This is a genomic window from Micromonospora sp. WMMD967 (genome assembly GCF_029626165.1).
Classification (GTDB): domain Bacteria; phylum Actinomycetota; class Actinomycetes; order Mycobacteriales; family Micromonosporaceae; genus Micromonospora; species Micromonospora taraxaci.
Genome location: NZ_JARUBK010000001.1, coordinates 3,201,819 through 3,228,172, shown reverse-complemented (window position 1 = coordinate 3,228,172; position 26,354 = coordinate 3,201,819). Strand labels below are relative to the sequence as shown.

The window sequence follows — 26,354 nt, the reverse complement described above, 5'->3', positions numbered from 1 at the left end:
CAGGTGATCATGCGTCGATCGCTTCCCGGTCGACCCGGTCGGCGGAGTCGATCAGCCAGTTGCGGCGCGGCTCGACCTTCTCGCCCATCAGCAGTTCGAGGATCCGCTCGGCGGCGTCGACGTCGTCGAGGGTGATCCGGCGGACGGCGCGGGTGGCCGGGTTCATCGTGGTGTCCCACAACTCGTCGGCGTCCATCTCACCGAGACCCTTGAAGCGCGGGATGGGGGTGACGATCTGCTTGCCGGCCTTCTCCAGCTTGCGGACCGTCGTCTCCATCTCGACCTGGGTGTAGGTGTAGACGGTCTGCGGGTTGCGCCCCTTGGTGGTGATCTTGTGCAGGGGCGGCATCGCGGCATAGAGCCGACCAGCCTCGATCAGCGGGCGCATGTAGCGGGCGAAGAGCGTGATCAGCAGCGTACGGATGTGGGCACCGTCCACGTCCGCGTCCGCCATGATCAGCACCCGGCCGTAGCGGAGCGCGGAGAGGTCGAACGTGCGCCCCGAGCCGGCTCCGAGGACCTGCACGATGGCGGCGCACTCGGCATTGTCCAGTACCTGCTGGAGGTTGGCCTTCTGCACGTTGAGGATCTTGCCCCGGATCGGCAGCAGGGCCTGGTATTCCGACGAGCGCGCCATGCGGCTCGTCCCGAGGGCGCTGTCACCCTCCACGATGAACAGCTCACTGCGGTCGATGCCCGTCGCGCGGCAGTCGACCAGCTTCGGCGGCATGGACGCGCCCTCCAGGGCGGTCTTGCGCCGGGCGGCGTCCTTCTGTTGCTTCTGCGTGAGCCGGACCCGGGCCGCGTCGACGATCTTCTGCAGGACGGTGCGCGCCTCGGCCTTGGTGCGCCGGTCCTCCAGCCAGGCCTTGACGTGGGCGTCCACCAGACTCTGGATGACCTTGGTGATGCCGGTGGTGGACAGCTCGTCCTTGGTCTGGGAGGTGAACTGTGGCTCCGGGATGCGCACGTGCACCACCGCGGTCATCCCCTCCAGGACGTCGTCCAGGGTGGGCGGCTCCTCCTTGGCCTTGAGCAGGCCGCGGGTGTTGCGGACCGCGTCGGCGAGGGAACGGACGAGGGCCCGCTCGAAGCCCTTGCGGTGGGTGCCGCCGTGCGCGTTGCGAATGGTGTTGGTGAAGCATTCGACGGTGCGCTCGTAGCCGGTGCCCCAGCGGAACGCCACCTCGACCTCGGCGCGGCGCTGCACGTTGGACTGCATGACGCCGTTGGCGTCGGCGGCGTTCTCCCGGTAGGTGCCCTCGCCGTTGACCAGCAGTGTGCCGGAGACCGGCCGGTCGCCGGCCGGGGCGAGGAACTCCACCATGTCACTGAGCCCGTTGGGGTAGTGGAACCGCTCCTCGGCGGGCGTCTCGCCGGTCAGATCGCGCAGCAGGTACGTCACGCCGGGCACCAGGAACGCGGTGTTGCGCAGCTTCATGCGGACCGCGTCGACGTCGAGCGCGGCGCCGGTCTCGAAGTAGCGGGCGTCGTGCCACCAGCGGATCGAGGTGCCGGTGCGCTGCCCGCGCTTCACGGCGCCGACGACCTGGAGCCCGGGCCCGGCGGTGAAGGGCGCTTCGGGGCCGTCGCCGTCGAAGATCCCCGGCACACCGTGCCGGAACGACATCGTGTGGATCTTGCCGCCGCGGCGGACCGTCACGTCGAACCGGCGCGACAGCGCGTTGACCGCCGAGGCGCCCACACCGTGCAGACCACCGGAGGTCTTGTAGCCGGAGCCGCCGAACTTGCCGCCGGCGTGCAGCCGGGTGAGCACCAGCTCGACGCCGGAGATCCCGGACTTGGCGTGCACGTCGGTGGGGATGCCCCGGCCGTCGTCGTCGACCTGCACGGAGCCGTCGGCGTGCAGGATCACCTCGACGGTGCTGGCGTGACCGGCGACACCCTCGTCGGTGGAGTTGTCGAGGATCTCGTTGACGAGGTGACCCACGCCACGGCTGTCGGTGGAGCCGATGTACATGCCGGGCCGCTTGCGGACGGCGTCCAGCCCCTCAAGGTGGGTGAGGTCATCGGCCCCGTACAGGGTGTCAGGCTCTGCGGTCAACTGGTCGTACTCCCCGGTCTCGGCGGTGTGCAGCCGGTCACCGGCGACATCAGCCGGCGTGGCGCGCCGCAGCGAGCCTAGCCCGAGGCTAGGACAACTGTCGGAGGCCCCGCGCGACCCGCCGCGCGTCGGTGCGCGGACGTGAGCCAGGAAACAGCCTCCGGGTGATCATGGGACCACGCAGAGAGACAGTCGCCGGTACGCTCACGACGATCGCGGCCGATCGAGCGCACGAGTCAGGAGGCGGTCGGGGTGGACGAGACGACACGTGCGGCTCTGCGGCGCTCCCTCGGCACGCGTGCCCGGCGCTGGCTGCTCGCCGGCACGGTGCTCGCGGGCCTGCTGGCCGCCGTGGCGCTGGTCGCGGCGGCGGATCCCGCCGACCGGACGTTCGTCGCGCTCTCCGAGACCGTGCAGAGCCTGATGTCCGTGGTGACGCCGCTCTTCGGCATCCTGCTCGTCCGCGACCTGCGCCGGGGGCGGGCCGACCTCGGCAACCGACCGGGGTCGCCGGCCCAGCCCGGCCCGGTCCGGGTGCTGCCCGGTGTGCTCGCGGTGGGGTTGCCGGCCGTCGTCATCGCCGTCGCCGGCGTGCTGATCTGCGCCGCGACGCTGGCCCTCACCCCGGCCGACGTCGCCGACGAGCCGTGGCGGCACGCCGGGACGGTCGCGGTGGGCAGCGTGCTGGTGCAGATCGTCGCCGGTCTGGTCGGCACCGGGCTGGGCCTGCTGCTGCGGTCGACGGTGGTCGCGTTCCTCGCCACGATCGTGCTGCCGCTGGGTCTGTTCGCCCTGCTGAGCGGCGTGCCGGCCGCGCAGCCGTGGCTGACCCCGTTCGGCAGCGTGCGCAATCTGCTCTCCGGGGACATGAGCCTGCTGCGGTGGGCGCAGTGGTTGTGCGTACTGCTGCTGTGGGGTGTCGCTCTGAACGTCGCCGGCGCGGCGGCGTTGAAGCGTCGCAGCGGCACGGCCGGCAGCTAGTTCGGCTTCCGAACGCGGGTCCGTCTCGGGGAGGCGGGCTCGCGTTCTCGTGCGTGTCTTTCATCGAACGAATCTGTTACGGGCCATTGACGCCCGTTGCACGAGGGTGATGTGATCTCGCTCTCAGAGAATCTTTCATCTTTCGATGGATGGGGGCCCCATGCCCAGGTTCCGACGTACCGCGCTCGCCGCGGGACTGACGATCGCCATGGCAGCGCTGTCGACAGCTGTCGCGCTGCCCGCACCGGCGTCCGCCGCGCTGCCCACCGCCGCGGTGGCACTCGGGGACAGCTTCATCAGCGGCGAGGGCGCCGGGGCGTACACCCCGGTGGTCGACGCCAACGGGGTCACGCAGGGCTTCCCCGGTTGGACGGCGGCGAACAACAACGCGTTCTTCTGCCACCGCTCGGCGAACGCCTCGCTCAACCAGGCCAACCTGCCGGGCATCCAGAACCGGTTCAACCTGGCCTGCTCCGGCGGCCAGCCACACGACATCGCCAACGCGTCGCAGGCGCGCACCAACGGTCGTACCGTCGCCGCGCAGCTCGACCAGCTCCGCGCCGTCGCGCAGACCCAGGACATCGACCTGGTGCTGATCGGCCTGGGCTCCAACAACAGCTCGTTCACGTTCGGCAGCGTCGCGGAGAAGTGCGCCAACCGCTTCATCGCCGACGCGTGGACCGGCTGGTGGGAGTTCTGGGCGTACCTGAACGGCCCGGTGGAGCAGAAGCCGTGCAGCGACGCCGACCTGGCCACCGCCGCGCAGCTCAGCGCCGCGACCGCGGAGACCACCGCCGCGGTACGCCAGATCCTGACCACCCTGGACCAGGTGGACGCGGACGGCCAGCACCGGGTGGTGTTCCAGGACTACACGAACCCGCTGCCGCTGGACCTGAACCCGCAGTTCCACGAGGAGGACAGCCGTGACGACACCCGGGACAAGTTCCGTGACCTGGGTGCCGAGCGGTACGCGGCCGGCTGCCCGATCCACCGGGCCAGCCTCGCCCCCGGTCACCGCTTCTCGCAGGGCCTGGGCACCATCGTGAAGTCCACCCGGGACACTCTGGCCGCCGAGTTCCCGGGCGACGACCTGGTGTACCTGAACGTGCAGCAGGCCTTCAACGGCGCCCGGCTGTGTGAGCAGACCAGCAGCCCGTCGGGCGCGCTGGCGACTCCGATCCGGCTCCAGGACGGCGCGACCGGCACCTTCGTCACCAGCCTCGCCGGCAAGGACAAGATCGCGATCCAGCGGATCGCCAACACCTGCGTGAGTTACTTCCAGACCTGCCAGGAGTCGTGGCACCCGAACGCCACCGGGCACCAGGTGCTCGGCCAGTGCCTGAGCGGCGCCGCCACCACCGGCGCACGGTCGGTGGCCTGCGTACGGTCCAGCAACGGGACGATCTCCGTCTCCTGAGCCGGCTCACCATCGGCGAGGGCTCCGTCGCCAGGCGGGGCCCTCCGCCGCGTCCGACCGCCGAGGGCTACCCGCCGGTAACGTCGGGTCGTAAGCTGGGCCGATGAACGGGGACCCGGAGTACGCGCAGGAGTTCGTCGACGTCGACGGTGGTCGACTGGGTGTGCAGGTCTATCCGGATCCGCCCGGTACGAGGGATGCGCCGGTGGTCGTGATCTGGCCCGCGATGGGGGTCCGCGCCCGCTACTACCGGCCCTTCGCCGCCCAACTGCGCGCCGCCGGGCTGACCGTGGTCGTCGCCGACCTGCGCGGCACCGGCACGAGCACCCCCGCGCCGAGCCGGGCCGACCGGTACGGCTACGCGGAGTTGGCCGCTGACGTCGACGCCGTCCTGGCGGCGCTCAAGCCACGACTGGACGGACGCCGGCGGCTGCTGGTCGGGCACTCCCTCGGCGGGCAGGCCGCGCTGCTGCATCTGGCCCTGCACGGTGGCGACGAGGTGGACGGGCTGGCGTTGATCGCTGTCGGCATCCCGTACTGGCGGAGCTACCCGGGCCCCCGGGGCCTCGGCGTGCTGCCGTACACCCAGGGGATCGCCGCCACCGCGGCGCTGCTGGGGGTCTGGCCGGGGTGGGGATTCGGCGGCCGGCAGGCACGCGGCGTCATCCGCGACTGGGCCCACACCGCGCGGACCGGCCGATTCCCGCGCCTCGACGGCACGGACACCGAGGCGGCGGTACGCGCGGTGCGAACTCCGGTGCTCGCCGTCAGCGTGGACGACGACCAGTTCACCCCGCACGAGACCATGGACTATCTCTGCGCGAAGCTCACCGGCGCTCCGGTGACCCGGGAACGCTACACAGTGGAGCAGGCCGGCGCGCCACTGGACCACTTCACCTGGGTCCGGGCCGGTGCGTCGCTGGCGCGGCGGATCGCCGAGTTCGTCGGCGACCTGCCGCCCCGCTGAGACGTGCCGGCCGGTCGCCGTGCGACGACCCGGCCGGGCGGCTCACTCGTCCTGGTCCAGTGGCACCAGTTCGTCGTCGCGCTCCACCTGGATCGCGGCGTGGTCCTTTCGTGGCGCGACCTCCGCCGTGTTCCGGTGCGGGTCGTTGTCGGGGTGCATGAGCACGGCGTCTGTTTTGGGGGTCTTCTCCCGGCTCTCGTCCGGCTGCGACATCGCGTTCCCCTCTCGTCGGCGTCGCTTGCGGAGGTACCCGCCATCGCGGGAAGGACTCCTGCCGGGGCGAGGCGACCCGCCGACGCCCGCAACGTCCCCCACCTGCCGGTACGACGTGGATCGGCCCGCCCGGGGCGGGGTTAGCCACCCGAGCGGCGGGTAAGCCGCACCGCCCGACACGGCGGAAGGGGATCACATGTCCGAACGGCACACCGCACTGCGTTCGATGCACGATCTGGGCCTGGCGGCCTGGTTCGGCGGCTCCCTCATGGGTGCCTTCGGCGTCAACGGAGCGGCGGCGAAGATCAGCGACTCGACTCAGCGACTCCCGGTCGCGTCGGCGGGTTGGTCCAAGTGGACCCCGGTCAACGCGGCGGCGATCGGCGCCCACCTGGCCGGTGCGGTCGGCGAACTGGTGACCGAGAGCCCACGGATGGCGGCTCAGTCCGGTGTAGGCCGGGCCAGCGCCATCAAGACCGCGTTGACGATCGGCGCGCTGGCGGTGACCGGCTACAGCCGACTGGTCGGCATGCGGTTGGAGAAGGCCGGTGGCCCGTCGGTGAGCGGCGCGACCGAGCCGAACCACCAGACGCCGGCGAGCGTGGCCTCCTCGCAGCGACAGATGAAGCTGCTCCAGTGGGCCATTCCGGCGTTGACCGGGACCCTGGTGGTGGTCACCGCCTACATGGGCGAGCAGCAGAAGCCGGGGCAGGTGTTCCGGGGGATGCTCGGCCGGGCCGGTGGGATGAAGGGCGCCTCGAAGAGCATGATCAAGATGGCCGGGATGAGCAACGGCAAGCGGCCGATGGCGATGGCCGGACGCTGAACGTCGGGCCGGTGGGCGTCCCGCCGCCAGCTCGACGGCGGGACACTCTCCGGCCCTACGCGGGCTCGTCGGCGTGACCGACGATCGCCCGCGCGGACGCGCACGACGGCACAGCGTCCCGCCGGTCCGCCGCTACCGGCGGACGCGTAGGGACGGCACATCGTCCGCCGACGGCGGCGGACCGACGAGCGGGGTGGCCATGGCGGCGGACAGCGGACGCGGCGACAACGACCGGCTGGAGCCGGAGGCGGTGAAGCCGTGGGGCACCGGCGACGGTTTCGACGCCGACGCACCCTGGGGCACCGACGAGGACTCGCCGATGGACGAGGGCAGCGAGGAGACCGCGGTGCCCGGGGGACGGCGCGGGGAACGACGCGCGGGCGCACCGGCAGGCCGACGCGACAGGGCCGGACGGCACGGCTTCGGCTCGGTGGAACCAACCCGTACACCGATGGCCGGACCGGGCGCACCACCCGACCCGGCGCCCAGCGGACGGACCTTCCCCGACGACGCCGACATCGGCGACTCGACACAGGACGCGTTGCGCACCCGGGGCCGGCGCTCCTGAGCCGAGCGTCGGAGGCCGTCAGCCGGTGGCCGACGTGGCCCGCTCCCGGTCGTCGATCATCGTCTCGGTCAGCAGTTGCGCCAGCCGGGTGGCGTCGCGCTGTGCCTGGCCGGCGCAGCAGTTGTTGAACAGCACGTGCAGGTCGTCCGCGTCGGCGGCCAACTCGGCCAGCAGCCCGGCCCAGTGCGCGAGCTCGTCGTCGGCGTACGCGTACCGGAACTTCTCCTGCTTGTCGCCACCGCCCCAGGCCTCGCTGTGGCCGTGGAACCGGACGATCGCCGGCTGCGCCGTGGTGGTCAGGATCGGCGGCACCGACGACGGGTGCCCCTGCGGCATGTCCACGCAGACCAGGGACAGGTCGTGTTCGCGCAGCAGGTCCAGAGTGTCCGGTGTCGCCGGGCCGTCGAACCAGGACCGGTGCCGCAGCTCCACGCCGACCCGCCACGGCCGGCAGCGCTGCGCCAGCTCCACGATCCGACGCTCGGCGGCGGCGCTGCGCACCAGCCACGGCGGAAACTGCAACATCACCGCGCCGAGCTTGCCGGCCGCCGCGATCGGGTCGAGGGCCGCGCGGAAACGGGCCCACAGCTCGTCGTACGCCTGTGGCGGCAGGTCACGTCGGCGGATCCGGCTCGGGCCGGCGGCCGGGCGTAGGTCCCGGGGCAGCGCCGCGACCGGCGTCGGGTGGCCGGTGAAGAGGCTGAAGGCCTTGACGTCGAACGTGAAGTCGTCCGGGGTGGCGTCGACCCAACCGTGCGTGGTCTCGGGCACCGGAACCGCGTAGTAGGACGTGTCCACCTCGACCAGTGGAAAACGGCTGGCGTAGAAGCCCAGGCGGCGGGCCGGCGTGCTGGCCGAGCGCGGGTACCACCCGGAGCGCAGCAACGACTGGTCCGCCCAGGACGACGTGCCCACCTGAATGACACCCATGTCGTTCAGTGGACAGCCACTGACGTGGATCGGCAACCGCTGGGCGGGTGTCGGGGCCGGGAAGTGTCGGTGCCTCGTCCTACGGTGACACCGAAGTCGACCGCACAGCGACGAGGGATGGCGCCATGACCAGCACCGAGCAGCTCACCGGTGAGCGAGCCGACCTGCTACAGACGTTGCGCAAGCATCGGGGTTTCCTCCTGCACACCGTCAATGGGCTCACCGACGAGCAGGCGGCGGCCCGCCCCACCGCCAGCGAGCTCTGCCTCGGTGGCCTCGTCAAGCACGTGACCAACGTCGAGCACCGCTGGATGCTCTTCGCGGTGGGCGGCGCGGAGGAGATGGAGCGCGCCGAGATCGACTGGGTCGGTCAGTTCCGGATGGCGCCGGGCGAGACCCTGGCCGAGCTGGTCGAGCGCTTCCAGGAGGTGGCTGACCACACCGACGAGCTGCTCACCACCCTCGACCTGGACGCGGCGCACCCACTGCCGCAGGCGCCCTGGTTCGAGCCGGGTGCGAGTTGGACGGTTCGGCGGGTGTTGCTGCACCTGATCGCCGAGACCTCCCAGCACGCGGGGCACGCCGACATCCTGCGGGAGTCGATCGACGGCGCCCGGACGATGGGCTGACAGGCGGTCACCCGGGCGCTCAGCGCAGGCGGGCACCGGACCGGTGCGCCGTGGTCCGGTCCCTGGCGTAGGCGTCGGAGCGACCCCAACGGCCCGGGACGTCGAGCAGCTCCAGCCGACCGAAGCCCTCCGGCACGGCAGGGTTGACCAGCAGGTTGTCACCTGTGGGTCGCAACCCCAGCATGGTGCCCAGCAGCATCAGCAGCGCCCCTGACGACCACGCCTGCGGACGACCGGCGGCCGGCAACTGGACGGGATACTTCGTCAGAGAACGATCGTGGCCGGCGATCATCTCCGGCACGGCCCCACCGAGGGTGTGCGCCATGTCGAAGATCCCGGCCGTGATCGTGGCCGCCTGGGCGTCGAACCGGTAGCGGCGCAATCCGGCGGCGATCAGGGCGTTGTCCGCCGGCCACACCGCGCCCAGGTGTGACCCCATGGGGTTGTACGGACGCTGCCCGGTGGCGAAGGTCCGCACGCCCCAACCGCCGAACAACCGCGACCCGACCAGGTGTTCGGCGACGGCCTCGGCATGGTGGTCCGCGACGATCCCGCTCCACAACAGGTGCCCCATGTTGGACGACAGCGCGTCGACCGGCTCGCCGTACGGGTCGAGCGCCAATGCGTAGTACTCCTGGTGTGGCAGCCAGAAGTCCCGGTTGAAGCGCTCCTTGAGCGCTGCGGCCTCCCGTTCCAGCCGGTCGGCGTACGCGGGGTCGCCCCAGAAGTGCCGCGCCAACCGAGCGCCACGCCTCTTCGCGTCGTACGCGTAGCCCTGCAACTCGCAGGTGGCGCGGGGAAGGGCCGGTTGGTGGCCGTGCGCATCGGTGATCGCGTCCGGCGTGTCCTTCCAACACTGGTTGACCGCGCCGTTGCGCTCGTTGCGGCGCTGGTAGCGCACGTAGCCGTCGCCGGTCAGGTCGCCGTACTCGTCGATCCAGTCCAGCGCCATGCGGGCCGGTTGGCGCAGCTCGTGCACCAGGGCCGCATCACCGGACCAGCGCTCGTACTCGTCGAGCAGGATCACGAAGAGCGGGGTGGTGTCCGCCGCGCCGTAGTACAACGCGTTCGCCCGGTCACCGAACGCGCCGGACTCGCCGTAGCGGAGGTGGGCCAGGATCTTGCCCGGCTCCTCGTCCAGGTCGTCGTCGAGTTGAGCACCCTGGAGGAACGCCAGCATCCGCAGCGTCGCGGGGGTCAGCTCGGGGGTGAACGCCATCGTCTGCAGGCAGGTGATGATGCTGTGCCGTCCGCACAACCACATCGTCCACGGGAGACCGGCGATCGGCACCCGCTCGGGGGACGACCACGGTTTGTACCGCAGTGCCGCCAGGTCGGCCAAGGCACCGGAGTACATCTCCTCCAACCCGTCGCGTTCGGCGACCAGCGTCGGGGCCTGCTCCATCCAGTTCGCCAGGTCCTCGCGCATCCCGCCCTGCACGGCCCGCTGGTGCGACTCCAGGGAGGCGCGTACGTCCTGGCCGCCCTCGCCGCCCATGTTCATGGCGATGTGCAGGTCGGTCTCCCACTTGCCGTCCGGGGCGACCCGGATCCGGAACGTCATTCCCTCCTCGTCCACCTCGACCGGGACAGTGCTCTGCACTGTGGTCTGGCGGACGAACCGTTGCCGCTGGTAGCGCAGCACGAGCTGGCGGTTGGCCGAGTCCGGGGTGACCTCGACGACCCGCCGCCGGAGGTGGCCGATCTCGGCGATGTCGGTGAAGTCGCTGCCCATCTCCACTCGCACGGTGAACTCGGCCGGCTCTGCCGAGTGGTTGAGCACCGTGATCTTCTCGTGCATGCAGTCGTGGATCGAGCGGTGCCGGATGATCGACACGTCGGCGTCGACGTAGTGGCTCGCCGCGCCCGGGACCAGGAAGAACCGGGTCTCGAAGTACGTCATGTCGTCGCGGGACAGCGCGTTGATCCGTTCGCCGTCGATCGTGAGCACCCAGTGGGACAGAAAACGCGTGTCGTACGCGAACAGGCCGACGGGCGTGCGCGCGTCGGCCTCGATGTCGCCCTGGGCGTCGCTGTTGGCGAACACGTTGCCGGCGATGACGTGCAGCAGTTCCTGCTTCACGATCGACCCTCCCGAGCGGCCGTCGCGGGCCGAGCGGCCAGAGCGGCCCGACCCAGTTCCCGAGGGTGGCGGGCGCCGGCCGGCCCCGCGAAGATTCGCCGCAGCACCAGCAGCAGGCGCATGTCCCCCTGCATCGTCAGCTCGTTGCGCAGCATCGCCGCGCCGGGATGCAGCTCACCGTTGACCATGCTGTCGAACACCCGGCGGTCGGCGCGGACCACCAGGTCGGCGTCGTCGTCCGAGCGGGTCACCTGGACGTGCTGGTCGGAGAGGCGCAGGTACCAGTGGTCGGTGCAGCCGTCGCCGCGCACGTCCAGCCGCAGCGTTCCCGCTGTGGTCTCCGGCAGGTCGGGGCGCCGACCGTCGTCCAGCTGTTGCAGGTACTGCTCCGCCGTCGCGTCCATCGGGTCCCCTCCCCCACGGTTCTCCGCAGGATCGCCCGCGCGCGGGTGAGGACGGTTCACCCGAAACGGGTGAGGCGCACCGCCGGCCAGTTTGGGCCGCTGCGAAGGGGGCAGCCACCGACTCTGTCGAGCGAGGGAGCACCGGATGCGCGCGCTGCGGTTGCAGGACTGGAGGTCGACGCCGGAGTTGGTCGAGGTCCCCGACCCGACTCCTGGGCCGGGTCAGGTGGTGGTCCGGATCGGCGGTGCCGGCGCCTGCCATTCCGACCTGCACCTGATGGACGAGTTCGAGCCCGGCACCATGCCCTGGAATCCACCATTCACCCTCGGCCACGAGAACGCCGGCTGGGTGCACGCCCTCGGCGACGGGGTGACCGGGCTGTCCGTCGGGCAACCGGTGGCCGTCTTCGGCGCGTGGGGCTGCGGCACCTGCGCCCGGTGCCGGGTCGGTGTCGACACGTACTGCGAAAACCCGTCCGGCGCGCCGGTGCCGAGCGGTGGCGGCGGGCTCGGACTGGACGGGGGCATGGCCGAGTTCGAACTGGTCCCGGACGCGCGGCACGTCGTACCCCTGCCGGATGGGCTGGATCCGGCTGACGCCGCGCCGCTGACCGATGCCGGGCTCACCCCGTACCACGCGATTCGCCGCTCCTGGCCGAAGTTGCCGCCCGGCAGCACGGCCGTGGTGATCGGAGTCGGCGGGCTGGGGCACGTGGGCGTACAGATCCTGAAGGCCACCACCGCCGCCCGCGTGCTCGCGGTGGACAACCGCCCCGAGGCGTTACGGCTGGCCGAGGAGTGTGGCGCCGATCGAACGATCACCTCCGGTCCGAGCGCCGCCGAGGAGATCCGGCAGGCCACCGGCGGTCGGGGCGCCGACGTGGTGCTGGACTTCGTCGGCACCGACGCCACCCTCGCCCTGGGCGTGGCGACCGCCCGCACGGTGGGCGACCTGACCATTGTGGGTCTCGGCGGGGGCACCCTGGCGGTGTCCTTCTTCTCCGTGCCTTACGAGGTGAGCATCGCGACCACCTACTGGGGTAGCCGCCCGGAACTGGTCGAGGTGCTCGATCTGGGCGCCCGTGGGCTGATCCGGCCGACGACCACCCACTTCGCGCTGGAGGACGCGCTCGACGCGTACCGGCAGATGCGCGACGGCACGCTGGAGGGCCGGGCCGTGATCGTGCCGTGAGCCGGCCGGGAGCGGTCAGCCGGTTTCGAGCAGTCCGCGCAGGTAGGCGGCCTGACCCACGTGTTGCAGATCGTCCTCGGCGACGCTGACCAGCCGGACGCCGAGGGTGACCGGCGGGTCCCACGCCTCGTCGACGACGCGGTCCAGGTCCGCCGGGCGCAGGCCGGCCAGGAACTTTCCGGTACGCGACGCGACGGCACCGTAGTAGTCGATCAACGCCTGCGCGCTCTCCGGCCGCACCGCCGCGACCTGCGCCGGCGAGTGCCCGTAGCCGGTGTCGTCGGGATCGGCGGTGAGGCCGAACCGGCCCGCCCAGTCGCCACGCACCCAGATCTGCTCGGCGTCGAGCACCTCGGCGACGTGATGGTCCTGCACGCGGGTGAGGTGCCAGACCAGCCAGCCGATCGAGTTGTGGCCGGGTGCCGGCTCGTGGCGTAGCTGCTCCGGGCTCAGGCCGTCCACCGCCGCACGGACGAGGTCGGGTAGTCGGTCGTACGTCTCGGTCAGCAGATCACTCACGTCCATCGGGTACGCCTCCTGTTCGATCTGCGGTCTGGTACCGCCGAGCGCTGTCGCCCAAACCTCGGCCGCTACGGTGATCAAATGGTCGCGGCGGTGGAGTTGTACCTGGATCCGGATGCCACCCGCCGGATCCGCGTGCTGTGGGACGCGCTGGAGACCGAGGGCGTGCAGAGCATGCGCTCGCTGCTGGAGCAACGTCACCGTCCGCACGTCTCACTGGCGGTGGCGCCCCGGTTCGACCCGGAACAGGTCGCCGAGGCCCTGCACGGGACGGTCGTGGCGGCTCCCCTGCGGCTCGAGTTCCAGCACGCCGGCCAGTTCGTCGGTCGGGTGCTCTGGCTCGGTCCGACGCCCACCCCGGAGCTCCTGGCCCACCACCGCACGGTCCACGACCGGCTCGCCGCCGCCGGCATCCCGTTGGCCGAGCACTACCAGCCGGGCCGGTGGGTGCCGCACTGCACGCTCTCCATGCGGGTGCCGAACGCGCTGATGGCCGCCGCGGTGCGCCGCTGCCTGGAGGTGCTGCCGCTGACCGCGACAGTGGTCGGGGCGGCCCTCACCGACCACGCGCGGGGCATCGCCCACCCGCTGCCCTGACCGTCGACGAAAATGTCCGGTTTGGCGGGCGACAGTCGGGAAACCGAAAAGAAGCGGTGGTTATGCGGCCTGACGTGGGATGGTTCGACGTAGATGCCGTCCCGCCGAGCGCGTTCCGCCCGGCCGGCGGCGCGGGGTCACGCCGCGCTGCCCACGGCGGCTTCGACGAGGAGGGGCAGTGCCTATGCAGGCTCAGCGCAGGCCACCGCGAGCGGAGCGGAGCCAGAGCCGGGACGACCGGACCGCCGGCGGTATGACCGGGGCGGCCACGCCCCTGACGATCTGGGCGGCCGCCGTCCTGCTCGGCCGGATCAGTGCCGGCGACGACGACGTCGAGGACGAACGGCACATCCTGCGCGGCATCGAGTGATCCTCGGCGGGCGGCTCACAGCCAGCCGCGCCGCTTGAAGATCAGATACAGGGTGCCGCAGACCAGCAGCATCAACAGCAGCGCGAAGAGGTAGCCGAAGCGCCAGTGCAACTCCGGCATGTGGACGAAGTTCATGCCGTACACGGTGCCGATGAGCGTGGGAGCGAACAGGATCGCCGCCCAGGACGAGACCTTCTTCAGCTCCTCGTTCTGCGCGTAGCTGGCCGCCGTGAGGCTCCGCATCTCCTCGTTCTGCTGCTGCGAGACGAGTGTGGCGTTGACGGTGAGGATGTTCTGCAACAGGTGCCGGAACCCGTCCACCCGTTCCACCACCTGGGTCAGGTGGTCGGTGACGTCCCGCAGGTAGCGGCGTAGCTCCTCGTCCGTGTCGGCACTGCCCGCGCCGTCGGCCAGCGCGTCGAGCACCGCGAGCAGGGGGCGCGCGGCGCGCTGGAACTGGATCACCTCGCGGCTGAGGCCGTAGATGCGCCGGCTCGCGTTCGGGTCACCACCGAACACCTGGGTCTCGATCTCGTCGATGTCGTTCTCCAGCCCGGCCACGACCGGCGCGTACCCGTCGACGACCTGGTCGAGGATCGCGTACAGGACCGCCTCGGGGCCCTGGGCGAGCATCTGCGCCTCGACCTCCATGCGCCGCCGCACCGCGGCCAGGTCCGGCGCCTCACCGTGCCGGACGGTGACCACGAAACCCGGCCCGATGAACAGGTGCAGCTCGGAGAACTCGACCTCTTCCCGGAGGTCGTCGTAGCGGGCGGCGCGCAGCACCACGAACAGGGTCTCCCCGTAGCGTTCCAGCTTGGGTCGCTGGTGGGCGTTGATCGCGTCCTCGACCGCCAGGTCGTGCAGGCGGAACTCCCGCGCCAGCGAGGTGATCTGCTCGATGTCGGGCCGGTACAACCCGATCCAGGCCATCGCGCCGTCCTGCTCCTGCAGGCAGCGGTACGTCTCGGCGAGGCCGGACGGGGAAGCGAACCGGTGCCCATGGAGGTAGACGGCGCTGTCCACCACCCCACCGGTGGGCGGGGTGGGCGACTCCGTGGGCGGTGGCACGCCGACTCTGGTCTCGTACTCGTCGAGTTGGCGACCGAAGCCCCCACCCGGGCGGAAGCGACGGCCACCGACCATGCCCTGTCCCCTCCCCGGTGACGCCCGGTCCGGCACGACTCCCGCCACCCCGGGGGCCGCTGCTTCCCCCCTGTCCCGCGCCCGAAACCCGGTGTGACGCGGGGTGGGTTCCCCGCACCGGCGGACGGGCACCCCACCGCGGACGGATACTCACGGTTACCAGGGGCGGGACTGACGGGGGACGCGCCGGTGGAGGTCGACAAGCGCGCGGGCCGGCTGCGGGAGTGGCTGCTGCGTGCCGGCGCCGAGGAGCCCGTGCAGCACCAGGGGCCGCACGGACGCCCGCCGGAGCACCGGCACCACCCCTGGTGGAAGGTGATGTGCCTGACCGGTGTCGACTACTTCTCGACGCTGGGCTACCAGCCGGGCATCGCGGCGCTCGCCGCCGGGGCGCTCTCCCCGGTGGCGACCCTGGTGCTGGTGCTGGTGACCCTGCTGGGCGCGCTGCCGGTCTACCGACGGGTGGCGGCGGAGAGCCCGCACGGCGAGGGCTCCATCGCGATGCTGGTACGCCTGCTGAGCTACTGGCCGGGCAAGTTGCTGGTGCTGGTGCTGCTCGGATTCGCGGCCACCGACTTCATCATCACCATCACTCTCTCGGCCGCCGACGCCACCGCGCACATCGACGAGAACCCGTTCTGGCCGAGCGCGCTCAAGGGATACGAGGTGCCGCTCACGCTGCTGCTGGTGGCGCTGCTGGGCGCGGTGTTCCTCAAGGGATTCACCGAGGCCATCGGGATAGCCGTCGTCCTGGTCGCGCTCTACCTGACGCTGAACGCTGTGGTGATGGCCGACGCGCTGTGGCGGGTGGTGACGCACCCCCACGCGGTCGAGGACTGGACCACCGCGCTGACCACCGGTCACGGCGATCCGTGGATGGTGGTCGCCCTGTCGCTGTTGGTCTTTCCGAAGTTGGCGCTGGGTCTGTCCGGCTTCGAGACCGGCGTGGCCGTGATGCCGAGCGTGCGCGGCGACCCGCAGGACTCCGAGGCGCGACCGCTGGGCCGCATCAGGGGCGCTCGCCGGCTGCTCACCACCGCCGCCGTGATCATGAGCGTCTTCCTGATCACCAGCAGCGTGACGACCACGATCCTGATCCCGCCGGAGGCTTTCCAGCCCGGCGGGCCGGCGAACGGCCGGGCGTTGGCCTACCTGGCCCACGCGCATCTCGGGGAGGTGTTCGGCACCGTCTACGACCTGTCCACCATCGGGATCCTCTGGTTCGCGGGGGCGTCGGCGATGGCCGGGCTGCTCAACCTCGTACCCCGCTATCTGCCCCGCTACGGCATGGCTCCGACCTGGGCGCGGGCGGTCCGGCCACTGGTGCTGGTCTTCACGGCGGTGGCGTTCCTGATCACGGTCGTCTTCAAGGCCAGCGTCGACGCGCAGGGCGGCGCGTACGCCACCGGGGTCCTGGTGTTGATCACCTCGGCGGCGACGGCGGTGACCCTCGCGGCGGTGCGGCACCGGCAGCGCGGCCGCACGACAGCGTTCGGCACCATCGCGGTGATCTTCGTCTACACCACGCTGGCGAACGTGGTGGAACGCCCGGACGGCGTGAAGATCGCGGCCTGCTTCATCGGCGGGATCATCGTGGTCTCGCTGCTCTCCCGGTTGTCCCGCGCCTTCGAGCTGCGGGTCGACCACGTCGAGCTGGACCCGGTCGCGACCAAGATGATCGACGAACGCGCCGGTCGGCGGATCCGCCTCATCGCCCACGAGCCCGACGGCCGGGATGAGGTGGAGTACCGCGCCAAGCTGGCGCAGACCATGGCGGACAACGACTTCCCCGACGACAGCGACGTGCTCTTCGTCGAGGTCCACGTCTCCGATCCGTCGGACTTCGAGACCGAGCTCGTGGTGACCGGCAGTCTGGTCGACGGTCGCTTCCCGGTGCTCAGTCTGACCAGCTCAGGGGTGCCCAACGCGCTCGCCGCCCTGCTGCTGGAGATCCGCGACCGGACCCGTCGACGCCCGCACATCTACTTCGAGTGGACCGAGGGCGGCCCGGGTCGCAACGTCCTGCGCTACCTGGCGTTCGGGCAGGGTGAGATCGCCTCGGTCACCCGGGAGATTCTGCGTCGACACGAGCCTGATCCGCGCCGACGGCCACACGTGCACGCCGGCTGACGGGACCGCGGGCACCCATCTCCCTGGTGAGCGTGGTCATAACGACTGGACGATCCACCCGTGCCTGCTGCTAGCCTCGGCGCAGGTCATGAGCGCCAGCGCGAAGCCCCGGCTCGCTGGCCGGCAACCCTCCTCCGCGGTGGGGTGCCCCGGGTGAAGACCAGGCACCGACAGGACGTCGGTGCAAGCGTGGCCTGGCACCCAGGTCAGCACAGACCCGGGAGAACCATGCGCATCCTCAGCACCACTCCACCGACCGACACCGCGGACGTCCGCGCCGGTTGGCCCTCGCCGGCACTGACCCGGCGGCGGCACGTGGACATGATGCGAATGTGCAGCGCCGCGTGTCGTCGCGGCACCACGCACTAGCGCAGCCCTCCTCCCGAACCTCCCTCACCGGTACGCCCATCGGGCGCACCGCCGGCGACGCACATCCGTGCGTGCCGGGACGCGACCTTTTCGGAGACACCCGTGCGACTTCTTCCTGCCCTGACCCGTGCCACCGCCCTGGGCGCTGCCGCCGTCCTGGCCGCCACCGCGCTCACCGCCTGCGGCGGCGACAGCTCGTCCGACACCAGCGCCAACCCGTACGGCCTGGCGCAGCCGGGCGTTCTGCGGGCCGGCACCCTGACCGACGCCCCGCCGAACGTGTACCTCGAGGACGGCAAGTTCACCGGCTTCGACAACGACCTGCTGACCGCCGTGGCCGGCAAGCTCGGTCTCCGGGTCGAGTTCGTCGGCACCGACTTCTCCGCATTGCTCTCCCAGGTCAACAACCACAAGTTCGACGTCGGCAGTTCCTCGATCACCATCACGGAGGCGCGGAAGAAGACAGTCGACTTCGGCAACGGCTACGACTTCGGCTACTTCGGCCTGGACGTCCCGGCCGGCTCCCCGATCACCGACTTCGACCAGCTCGCCGGCAAGCGGGTCGTGGTGGTGCAGGGCACCGTGCAGGACGACTACGCCACCGGCAAGCAGCTCGACCCGGTGCGGGTGCCGGACTACAACGGCGCGATCAACCAGCTCAAGGCCGGCACCGCCGACGCGTGGATCGCCCCGGCGGAGATCGGCGAGAAGTCGGCCGCCGACAGCAACGGCAAGATCACCGTGGCGGCCAAGCAGCTCAGCCCGGCACCGACCGCGTACGCCGTCGCGAAGGGCGGCGACAAGCTGCGCGAGGCGCTGAACAAGGCCCTCGACGAGGTCATCGCGGACGGCACCTGGAACCGGTTGCAGTCCCAGTACTACCCCGGCCGACCGATCCCGGCGGACTTCAAGCCGGGCAGCGGAGCGGTCACGGTGGCGCCGTCGGCGTCCGCGTCGACCACGTCCTGAACCGACGACGAGCGAGCAGGACGGTAGGAGAGACGACCGATGGATCCGTTGAGCACCCTGTGGGAGACGTTCTTCGACCTCGACGCGATGCGCGAGGCGCTGCCCGAGATGCTGACCGTCGGGTTGCCGAACACGCTGATCCTGGCGGTCTCCGCCGCCCTGCTCGGCTCGGTGCTGGGCCTGCTGCTGGCCGTCGCCGGGATCTCCCGCAGCCGGTGGTTGCGCTGGCCGGCGCGGGTCTACACCGACGTGTTCCGAGGGCTGCCGGCCGCGGCGACGATCCTGTTGATCGGCGTCGGGCTGGCACCGCTGGGCATGCAGGTCTGGGGACCGGACCCCTACCCCCTGGGGATCCTGGCGCTGTCGCTGATCGCCGCCGCGTACATCGGGGAGATCTTCCGCTCCGGCATCCAGTCGGTCGAGGCCGCCCAGTTGGAGGGCGCCCGCGCGCTCGGCTTCTCCTGGAGCGACGCGATGCGGCTGGTGATCATTCCGCAGGGCATCCGGCGGGTCCTGCCGGCCTGGGTCAACCAGCTCATCGCACTGATCAAGGACTCCAGCCTGGTCTACTTCCTCGGCCTGGTGGCCAGCCAGCGGGAGCTGTTCCGGATCGGGCAGGACTACGCGGCCACCACCGGCAACGAGTCCGCGCTGCTCCTGGCCGGGCTCTTCTACCTGGCGCTGACAGTTCCGCTGACACACGTCGTCAACTGGATCGACCGGCGGTTGCGCCACGGACGGCCAGCCGTCGCGTCGACCGACGAGGACGACGACCTCCCGTTGCCCGCCACCGTCCAGGGAGACCGGCGATGACCACCGACACCACCACCACTACCTCGGTCAGCCTCGACGTACGGGACGTGCACCTCGCCTTCGGGCCGAACCGGGTACTGCGTGGCGTCGACCTGACCGTGCCGCGCGGGGGGACGGCCTGCGTGATCGGCCCGTCCGGGTCCGGCAAGTCCACCCTCCTGCGCACCATCAACAGGTTGATCGAGCCGGACCGCGGCGACGTCCTGTTGGACGGGCGCAGCGTGCTGGGGGACGACCCGGACAGCCTGCGGCAGCGGGTCGGCATGGTCTTCCAGCAGTTCAACCTGTTCCCGCACATGAGCGTGCTGCGCAACGTCACCCTCGCGCTGCGCCGGCTCCGCGGGCTCGGCGAGGACGAGGCGGAGGCCGTGGCCCGGGCCCAACTGGACCTGGTGGGGTTGGCCGGCAAGGCCGACGCGCGCCCGGCTCAGCTCTCCGGCGGTCAGCAGCAGCGGGTCGCGATCGCCCGGGCGTTGGCGCTGCGGCCCGAGGTGATGCTCTTCGACGAGGCCACCTCGGCGCTCGACCCGGAGCTGGTCAAGGGCGTGCTCGGGGTCATGGCCGACCTGTCCGCCGCCGGCATGACCATGGTGGTGGTCACCCACGAGATGGGCTTCGCCCGACAGGTCGCCGACACCGTCGCCTTCATGGACCGGGGCGTGGTGCTGGAGGCCGGCCCGCCCGAGGCGGTCTTCGAACGGGCCGAGCATCCTCGGCTCCGCCGGTTCCTGTCCCAGGTGCTCTGAGTCGCGACGGCTCCCAGGTGCTCTGAGTCGCGGCGGCAGGTCGGCGGTCACTCGTTGGGTCCGCGCCCCAGCAGCCGGATCTCCTCGTTGTCCAGGGCGGCCTGGAGCTCCTGGAGCACCAGGTCGTCGATCTCCCGGTTGTCGCGCAGGCGGGTGACCTCCCGACGCTTGTGGGCGAGGACGCGCAGGCGCAGCCGACGTTCGAGGCGGCGCTCCTCGGCGGTGCTACCCCCGCTCTCGTCGTTGAGGTCCTCCAGGTGCCTCTGGTACTCGGCTCGCAGCCGATGGACCGACTCCTCCTGCGCGCCGACCTCGGCCGCCACCTGGGGCAGAGCGGCGAGGCCCGCCTCGGTGGCCCGCCGCCGGGCATGCCGGGCCTCGTCGACGCGTTCGGGGTCGCCGACCAGCCCCGCCCAGCGCACGACCAGCGGCAGGGTGGTGCCCTGGAGCAGCATGATCAGCACGATCACCAGGGCGGTGACGAAGATGATCAGGTCGCGCTCGATCACCGGTTGGCCGGCGACGGTCACCGTCGGTACGGCCAGGGCGGCGGCCAGCGACACCGCGCCCCGGAACCCCGACCAGCCGGCGACGGTCCCCACCCGCCAGGCCGAGGGCCCCTGGCTCGGGTCCATGATCCGGCGACGTCGCAGCCTGGCGATCTGCGAGGTGAGGTAGACGAACACCAGCCGGGTGCCGATGACGACGAGCGTCACCACGAGCACGATCACCAGAGCGCGCTGGGGCGAGGTGCTGGTGATGCCCCGCACCGCGCGGGGTATCTGCGTGCCGAGAAGGACGAACAGCCCACCGTTGATGAGGAACGTGGACAGGTCCCAGAACGCGTACGCCAGCACCCGGGACCGGGCGCGGATCACCCGAGGACCGGCGTAGGAGAGCACCAGACCGGCGACCACCACCGCCAGCACACCGCTGGCGTGCACGGCGTCGGCCAGCAGGAACGCGGCGAACGGCGTGAGCACGCTCAACGCGCCCTCCCGAAGCGGGTCGTCGAGCCGTTTGCGGACCAGCACCACGGCCACCCCCACCAGCACACCGGCCAGTACGCCGCCGAGGCTGGCGCCGACGAACTCCTCACCGATGCCCAGCGCGCCCGGGTCCGCGCTGTGCACGAGCAGACCCACGGCCACCGCGAAGATCACCAGGGCGGTGCCGTCGTTGATCAGACTCTCGGCGTGCAGGGTGGTGAGCAGCTTTCGGGGCAGCCGTTTCGCGAGCCCGGTGACCGCAGCGGCGTCGGTCGGGGCGAGGACGGCGCCGAGCACCCAGGCGGCGGCGGGGTTCACCCCCAACGCCTGCGCGGTGAACGACACGGTGACCATGGTGAGGACCACCAGCACCACGGCGAGCGACCCGATCACCGGAAGGTTGGCCCGGATCTCGCGCAGGCTGATGGTGAGGCTCTCCCGGTACAGGATCGCCGGCAGGAAGATCAGCAGCACCAGGTCGGGTTCCAGGCTCACCTCGGACAGCGGGGGCGTCAGGCCGAGCAGCACCCCGAACGCGATGAGCAGGACCGGCGGGGCCACCCGGTACCGTCCGCCGAGCGTGGTGCCGATCAGGACGGTGACGCCCAGCACCACGATCATGACGAGCGCCTGCACGGCGTACCCCCTCGATCGTCGCCGGCGGCGGACGCGCCGGTCCTCCCATCTGACCGCACCCGCCAACGCGTTCCGAGGAGAATCGGCAAGTCGCCGTGGACGGCGACCGCGATCAGCGTGCGGGGCTGGCCGTCCGGGCCCGGGCGCTGACCGCGCGGGCGACCTGGCGATGCGCGGCCGCTTCCTCCGCGCGGCCGAGTGCCTCGGCCAGGGCGGCAAGGTGCCCGGCCACCGGGCCGACGGTGAGCACGCCGCTGCCGGCGGCCAGTTCCTCCGCCGCCGGCAGCAGTTCGGCGTGGACCCGTTCCATCGTGACCCGGTCACCGAGAGCACGCGCCGCTCGACCGACGAGGCAGAGGCGCGCCTCCCGGAGAAGGTCGTGCGGCCCTTCCGGAAGTACCCGCACGGCCGCTGCCGCAGCGTCCCGGTCACCGTCGGCGAGCAGCAGCAACGGCCGGACCCATGGCTCGTGCGGCCCCCAGTCCATGGTCGCCCAGCCCGGGCCGGGAAGCGGCTGGTCGAGACCGTCGGTCCCGTCGTCGACGGATTCGGCCAGCCGCAGGCCGAGCAGCGCGAGCGGGAGCAGCCCACGGGTCAGGCCCGGCATACCGTCCGGGGGCAGGTGGCGGGCCGCCGCATGGAAGGCGTCCGCCGCCGAGGCCGCTTCGCCGTCGAGAGCCAGGCGCACCGCGGCGAACCACCTGGTGAACACCGCTACCAACGGAAGCTCGTACCGCTCGGCGAGGCGATCGGCGGCACGGGCGTGCTCGTCGGCTGAGGGCCGGTCGGCCAACGCGCAGTACGCCTGGACCAGCACGAGGTGGCCGAGCACCTCGAAGGTCACCAACTGGTGCCGAGCGGCGAGGTCGACCAACTCGCGACCGATGCGGGCCCGCTCAGCGGCGAGGCCGACGCGCTGGAAGGTGTGCATGAAGCGGGCGTTGAGCGCGAAGGCCAGCAACCCGGGGTCGCCGACCGTCCGGGCGAGGGTCTCGGCCTCGTACGCCGCCCGGCGACCGCCGTCGGTGGTGGTGCCGCGCAGCTCCAGCGCAAGGGTGCTCAGGAGGCGGCTGCGCCGCGCCGAGCCGGTCGGGCCGAGTGCGCTCAGGGCCTGCTCGGCGGCTCGGACGATGTGCCCGGAGAGCCTGTCGTCGTCGTTGCGCGTCCAGATGGCGGGTACGTCGAAGCCGGCCAGCACCTCCTCGATCAGCAGCGGATCGCCGACCGACTCCGCGGCGGTGATCGCCTCGGCACGTCGCCCTCTCGCCTCGGCCAGCCGCCCGGTCACGGCCAGCGCGCGCCCCAGACCGAGCAGTGCGGTCAACCGCTCACGTTGCTCGACGCCGCCGGCACGGTCGTACGCCTCGATCACCTGTCGCCACAGGCGGGCCGCCTCGTGCGGGTTGCCACCCCGTTCGGCCTGCTCGGCAGCCGTGCGGGCGTACGCGCCGGCGCGACCGGCGGCGACCCGTCCACCGGCGCTGAGCAGGTGGTGCGCGATCGCGGCAGGCTCGACCGGATCTCGTTGTCGCAGCGCTTCGGCGATGGTCGCGTGCCACGCGGCACGGCGCGGTGTGGACAGGTCGGCGTAGAGCGTGTCGCGGACCAGGATGTGGGTGAAGCGCAGCTGACCGTCGGGCTGCCGCTCGGCGAGGAAACCCGCCTGCAGGGCGCGGTCGACGGCGTCCAGCACGACTGCGGGGTCGCTCGCCAGGGACGTGAGGATCTCCAGGTCGAGGTCCCGGCCGAGCACGGCGGCCTGCCGCAGCACGGTGCGCGTCGGTGTGGGTAGCTGCGCCAGCCGGTGTCGGATCACGTCGCGCACGCCGGGCGGCACCGAGGCCAGTGCGGCCTCCCCCTCGCTCGCGTACAGCTGGGCCAGCTCGCGGACGAAGAACGGGTTGCCTCCGCTGCGCTCGTGGATCAACTGGGCGGTGGTCGGGGCGAGTGCCGCGCCGACGACGGCGCGGGCCAGCTCAGTCGTCGCCGACGCGGAGAGACCGGCCAGGTACTCCCGGGTCGGTTCCAGCCCGGCGAGACGGGCCAGGGCGGCGGTCAGCTCCGGACTGATCTCGGTGGCCCGGTAGGTGCCGAGAACGAGCACCGGCCCGGTGGCCGGGTGTGGACCGGTGAGCAAGGCGGTCAGCAGGTCCAGGGTGTCACCGTCGGCGCGGTGCAGGTCGTCGAGGACCACGAGCAACGGCCCCCGGTCGGCTACCGCCGCGACCAACGACGCGACCGCCCGGTGCCGACGGAACCGCCCACCGGTGGGGTCGCCCGGTTCGTCGGTCGGGCCGGGGGACTCCACCAGGCCGTTGAGCGCGTCGGTGACCTGGGTCCACGGCCAGGCCGGCGGGGCTCCCTCGTACTCCGGGCTGCGTCCCCACGCGGTGGTCCAGCCCTCGACGGCGAGCTGCCGCGCCAGCGTCTCGGCCATCGCGGTCTTTCCGGCACCCGGGTCGCCGCCGAGGAGCGCGAGGGTGGGCGTGCGGCGTCGGAGCGCGGCCTCGGCGGCGTGCCGCAGGCGGTCCAGCTCCACTGCCCGGCCGACGAACGGACGCTGCGCTGGCGGACCGGGTGGCGGACCGGGTGCCGCGGGCTGCCGGAGGCTGGGGGTGGCAGCGTCGTCGAGGTCCGGAGTGAGATGCGGTGCCTGGGCCAGGACGTCGGCTTCCAGCCTCTGCAACTCGGGCCCGGGATCCACGCCCAACTGCGTCACCAGGACGGTGCGCGCCTCGCGAAGCGCAGCGAGGGCGTCCCCCTGCCGACCGGCGCGGTACCGGGCCACCGCGAGCAACCGCCAGGCGTCCTCCCGCAGCGGATGGCTGGCCAGGTGAGGCGGCAGGTCGGCGGCGGCTTCGTCCGGCCGACCCAGTGCCAGCAGCGCCTCCGCCCGCCGCTCGACGGCGAGCATGCGCAGCTCGTCCAGTCGATTGATCTCCGCCGCCGCCCAGACCTCGTTCGCGCAGTCCGCGTACGCGGGGCCTCGCCAGAGCCGGAGGGCGTCGTCCAGGGCGGTCAGGGCCTGCGCGGGGCGTCCCGCCACGAGCAGTGGACCCGTCTCGCCGACGGCTGCCTCGAACCGGCCGGCGTCCACCGCCTCCGGGGCGACCCGCAGCACGTACCCCGGTGGCTCGGTGACCAGGATCCGGGGCGGTTGCCGCGGTGGCCGGTCGGGCTCCAGGGCCCGGCGCAGGTCGGCGACGAAGGTCCGGATCGCGCCCACCGCGCCATCCGGCGCGACCTCCCACAGGTCGTCGACGAGACGCCGCACCGGCACCACCCGCCCATGGGCGATCAACAGCCGGGCCAGCACCAGGCGCTGCCGGTGCCCACGCAGCAGTGCCGGGCCACGCTCGGTGACGGCGGTCACCGGCCCGAGGACGCCGAACGTCACCGCGTCCGGTGCGATCGGCTGCCTGGTCATGGCACCAATCTAGGCGAGGGCCGGCGCGCGCTGATCCGACGCTGACCGCTTGCTGATCAGCGAGGAGAAGGCTCGACGACGTACGACGACGTGGGGCCATCGCCCCCGCCGGCACTGCTCACCAGAGAGGTTCTCCCGTGGACCCCAGGATCAACGGATTCGACTACCGGCGCGTGACCGTCGCCGACGGTGTGACGCTCAACGTCGCCGTCGGCGGTTCCGGACCAGCTGTCGTGCTGCTGCACGGTTTCCCGCAGACCCATCTGATGTGGCGGCACGTCGCGGCCGACCTGGCCGCCGACCACACCGTCATCTGCCCCGACCTACGCGGCTACGGCGACAGCGACAAGCCCGTCGACCTCGACGGCACCGGGTACGCCAAGCGGACCATGGCCGCCGACATCGTGGCGTTGGCCCGCGCGCTCGGTCACGAACGGTTCGCGCTGGCCGGCCACGATCGGGGTGCGCTCGTCGCTTTCCGCGCCGGCCTGGACCACCCGGCGGCGATCAGCCGGTTGGCGTTGCTCGACGTGGTGCCCACCCTGGACATGTGGGACGTGCTGCACGGCACCTCAGCGGCGGTCGCGTTCCACCTGTATCTCATGGCGCAGCCACCCGGGCTGCCCGAGGAGTTGATCGGTGGCAGTGCGGACGCCTTCTTCGGCCACTTCCTGGACGTCTGGACCCGTGATCCGGAGGCCCTACCGGCCGACGTGCGGGCGGCCTACCTGCGTGCGTCCCGTAACGCGGTCACGTCGATCGTCGCCGACTATCGGGCGTCGGCCGGGATCGACGTGGCCCACGACAGCGCCGACCGGGCGGCCGGCAACCAGCTGCGCATGCCGGTGACGGTGCTGCAGCAGGACTGGGGGGCCGCGTTGGGATATGACGCGGCCGGGGTGTGGCGGGCCTGGGCGCCCGACCTGGAGCACCGAACGGTCACCTCTGGGCACTTCATGGCGGAGGAGGCACCGGCCGAGGTGGTCCGGACGCTGCGGGCTCTGCTCGACCGCTGACCGATCGGAGGCCCGGACGCACCGCCATCACCCTGAGTAAGATTTGCGACACTACCAGTGGCGATCATGGCGGTGCGGCCGGGCCGTCGCGCTCCAAGCGGGCGAACCCACGGCAACCCGCCCCGAATGGGCCCTGACCTGCGGTAATGCGACGTGACACGCAGTGGACGACAACCGGTCATCGGTGATACACAGGCAGATACCGGCAGCCAACGACGTCGAGTCGCTTCGTCTCCTCGCCTTACGACCCGTCCAACCGCACCGCACCAGCGTCGGCGTGCCGCTCCACAGTCGCGCGATCGGACGGCACCGGCCCGTGAGGCCGCTGCGGGAGGTCGGCCCTCGACCA

At 71.7% G+C, this 26,354-nt stretch carries 23 protein-coding genes and 1 riboswitch; of the genes, 14 read left to right on the top strand and 9 right to left on the bottom strand.

Translation table 11 applies throughout. The features are described 5' to 3' along the window. Positions 1-7: 7 nt before the first annotated feature. Positions 8-2,065, bottom strand: coding sequence for a DNA topoisomerase IV subunit B (locus O7631_RS15100; protein ID WP_278144794.1), 2,058 nt, complete (start codon positions 2,063-2,065; stop codon positions 8-10). A gap of 252 nt (positions 2,066-2,317) precedes the next feature. On the opposite strand from O7631_RS15100, the gene O7631_RS15095 reads away from it, so the two are divergent. The 3 genes from O7631_RS15095 (at position 2,318) to O7631_RS15085 (ending at position 5,430) form a co-directional block, all read left to right on the top strand. Continuing rightward, positions 2,318-3,046: a hypothetical protein gene (locus tag O7631_RS15095; RefSeq protein WP_278144793.1), complete on the top strand. Its 729-nt coding sequence runs from the start codon at positions 2,318-2,320 to the stop codon at positions 3,044-3,046. Positions 3,047-3,206: 160 nt separating this feature from the next. Then, positions 3,207-4,463, top strand: a complete 1,257-nt coding sequence (locus O7631_RS15090) for a hypothetical protein (RefSeq protein WP_278144792.1) — start codon at positions 3,207-3,209, stop codon at positions 4,461-4,463. Positions 4,464-4,566: 103 nt separating this feature from the next. After that, positions 4,567-5,430 carry an alpha/beta fold hydrolase gene (locus O7631_RS15085; RefSeq protein WP_278144791.1) on the top strand — a complete coding sequence of 288 codons (864 nt, stop codon included), beginning with the start codon at positions 4,567-4,569 and terminating at the stop codon, positions 5,428-5,430. 42 nt (positions 5,431-5,472) lie between these two features. Here the strand turns inward: O7631_RS15085 and O7631_RS15080 are convergent, their stop codons facing one another. Further along, entirely contained in the window at positions 5,473-5,643 is a 171-nt protein-coding gene (locus O7631_RS15080) for a hypothetical protein (RefSeq protein WP_167524891.1), read from the bottom strand. Positions 5,644-5,839: 196 nt separating this feature from the next. Here O7631_RS15080 and O7631_RS15075 point away from each other — a divergent pair, with 196 nt between their 5' ends. Next, on the top strand, positions 5,840-6,469 hold the full coding sequence (locus O7631_RS15075; RefSeq protein ID WP_036412220.1) for a hypothetical protein: 630 nt from the start codon (positions 5,840-5,842) through the stop codon (positions 6,467-6,469). A gap of 73 nt (positions 6,470-6,542) precedes the next feature. Further along, entirely contained in the window at positions 6,543-7,037 is a 495-nt protein-coding gene (locus tag O7631_RS15070) for a hypothetical protein (protein ID WP_278144790.1), read from the top strand. Between the two features lie 18 nt (positions 7,038-7,055). Here O7631_RS15070 and O7631_RS15065 read toward each other — a convergent pair whose 3' ends face one another. Continuing rightward, positions 7,056-7,967, bottom strand: a complete 912-nt coding sequence (locus tag O7631_RS15065) for a DUF72 domain-containing protein (protein WP_278144789.1) — start codon at positions 7,965-7,967, stop codon at positions 7,056-7,058. 125 nt (positions 7,968-8,092) lie between these two features. Between O7631_RS15065 and O7631_RS15060 the strand changes: the two genes are divergently transcribed. Next, entirely contained in the window at positions 8,093-8,596 is a 504-nt protein-coding gene (locus O7631_RS15060) for a DinB family protein (protein WP_278144788.1), read from the top strand. Positions 8,597-8,615: 19 nt separating this feature from the next. On the opposite strand, the gene O7631_RS15055 is transcribed toward O7631_RS15060, so the two are convergent. Together O7631_RS15055 and O7631_RS15050 are read right to left on the bottom strand one after the other, a co-directional pair. Then, positions 8,616-10,679: a glycogen debranching N-terminal domain-containing protein gene (locus O7631_RS15055; protein WP_278144787.1), complete on the bottom strand. Its 2,064-nt coding sequence runs from the start codon at positions 10,677-10,679 to the stop codon at positions 8,616-8,618. Next, a complete protein-coding gene (locus O7631_RS15050; RefSeq protein WP_278144786.1) occupies positions 10,676-11,083 on the bottom strand; it encodes an SCP2 sterol-binding domain-containing protein in 408 nt (135 codons plus the stop codon). The genes O7631_RS15055 and O7631_RS15050 overlap by 4 nt, the downstream gene beginning before the upstream one ends. A gap of 145 nt (positions 11,084-11,228) precedes the next feature. Between O7631_RS15050 and O7631_RS15045 the strand changes: the two genes are divergently transcribed. Further along, complete coding sequence (locus O7631_RS15045) at positions 11,229-12,275, top strand: NAD(P)-dependent alcohol dehydrogenase (protein ID WP_278144785.1); 1,047 nt, start codon at positions 11,229-11,231, stop codon at positions 12,273-12,275. Positions 12,276-12,290: 15 nt separating this feature from the next. Here O7631_RS15045 and O7631_RS15040 read toward each other — a convergent pair whose 3' ends face one another. Then, positions 12,291-12,800 (bottom strand): DUF664 domain-containing protein, encoded by a 510-nt coding sequence (locus O7631_RS15040; protein WP_278144784.1) that lies wholly within the window; start codon positions 12,798-12,800, stop codon positions 12,291-12,293. A 78-nt stretch (positions 12,801-12,878) separates the two neighbouring features. Between O7631_RS15040 and O7631_RS15035 the strand changes: the two genes are divergently transcribed. Next, the gene (locus tag O7631_RS15035; RefSeq protein WP_278144783.1) at positions 12,879-13,394 is read left to right on the top strand and encodes a 2'-5' RNA ligase family protein; all 516 of its coding nucleotides are present in this window, start codon (positions 12,879-12,881) and stop codon (positions 13,392-13,394) included. A 178-nt stretch (positions 13,395-13,572) separates the two neighbouring features. Beyond that, positions 13,573-13,764 (top strand): hypothetical protein, encoded by a 192-nt coding sequence (locus O7631_RS15030; protein WP_145784350.1) that lies wholly within the window; start codon positions 13,573-13,575, stop codon positions 13,762-13,764. A 15-nt stretch (positions 13,765-13,779) separates the two neighbouring features. Here O7631_RS15030 and corA read toward each other — a convergent pair whose 3' ends face one another. Further along, complete coding sequence (corA, locus tag O7631_RS15025; RefSeq protein WP_278144782.1) at positions 13,780-14,910, bottom strand: magnesium/cobalt transporter CorA; 1,131 nt, start codon at positions 14,908-14,910, stop codon at positions 13,780-13,782. Positions 14,911-15,099: 189 nt separating this feature from the next. Between corA and O7631_RS15020 the strand changes: the two genes are divergently transcribed. From O7631_RS15020 to O7631_RS15005, 4 genes are all read left to right on the top strand, one after another. Further along, positions 15,100-17,040 (top strand): amino acid transporter, encoded by a 1,941-nt coding sequence (locus O7631_RS15020; protein ID WP_278144781.1) that lies wholly within the window; start codon positions 15,100-15,102, stop codon positions 17,038-17,040. Between the two features lie 84 nt (positions 17,041-17,124). Then, a riboswitch (SAM riboswitch) is annotated at positions 17,125-17,236 on the top strand. Between the two features lie 275 nt (positions 17,237-17,511). Further along, entirely contained in the window at positions 17,512-18,378 is an 867-nt protein-coding gene (locus O7631_RS15015; protein WP_278144780.1) for an ABC transporter substrate-binding protein, read from the top strand. Positions 18,379-18,417: 39 nt separating this feature from the next. Next, positions 18,418-19,191 (top strand): amino acid ABC transporter permease, encoded by a 774-nt coding sequence (locus O7631_RS15010; protein ID WP_278144779.1) that lies wholly within the window; start codon positions 18,418-18,420, stop codon positions 19,189-19,191. Then, positions 19,188-19,937 (top strand): amino acid ABC transporter ATP-binding protein, encoded by a 750-nt coding sequence (locus O7631_RS15005; protein WP_278144778.1) that lies wholly within the window; start codon positions 19,188-19,190, stop codon positions 19,935-19,937. The genes O7631_RS15010 and O7631_RS15005 overlap by 4 nt, the downstream gene beginning before the upstream one ends. Positions 19,938-19,984: 47 nt before the next feature. Here the strand turns inward: O7631_RS15005 and O7631_RS15000 are convergent, their stop codons facing one another. Both O7631_RS15000 and O7631_RS14995 read right to left on the bottom strand, forming a co-directional pair. Continuing rightward, the gene (locus O7631_RS15000; RefSeq protein WP_278144777.1) at positions 19,985-21,562 is read right to left on the bottom strand and encodes a Na+/H+ antiporter; all 1,578 of its coding nucleotides are present in this window, start codon (positions 21,560-21,562) and stop codon (positions 19,985-19,987) included. A 112-nt stretch (positions 21,563-21,674) separates the two neighbouring features. Next, positions 21,675-24,989, bottom strand: a complete 3,315-nt coding sequence (locus tag O7631_RS14995) for an AfsR/SARP family transcriptional regulator (RefSeq protein WP_278144776.1) — start codon at positions 24,987-24,989, stop codon at positions 21,675-21,677. A gap of 137 nt (positions 24,990-25,126) precedes the next feature. Here O7631_RS14995 and O7631_RS14990 point away from each other — a divergent pair, with 137 nt between their 5' ends. Further along, the gene (locus tag O7631_RS14990) at positions 25,127-26,005 is read left to right on the top strand and encodes an alpha/beta hydrolase (protein WP_278144775.1); all 879 of its coding nucleotides are present in this window, start codon (positions 25,127-25,129) and stop codon (positions 26,003-26,005) included. The last annotated feature ends 349 nt before the right edge of the window (positions 26,006-26,354 follow it).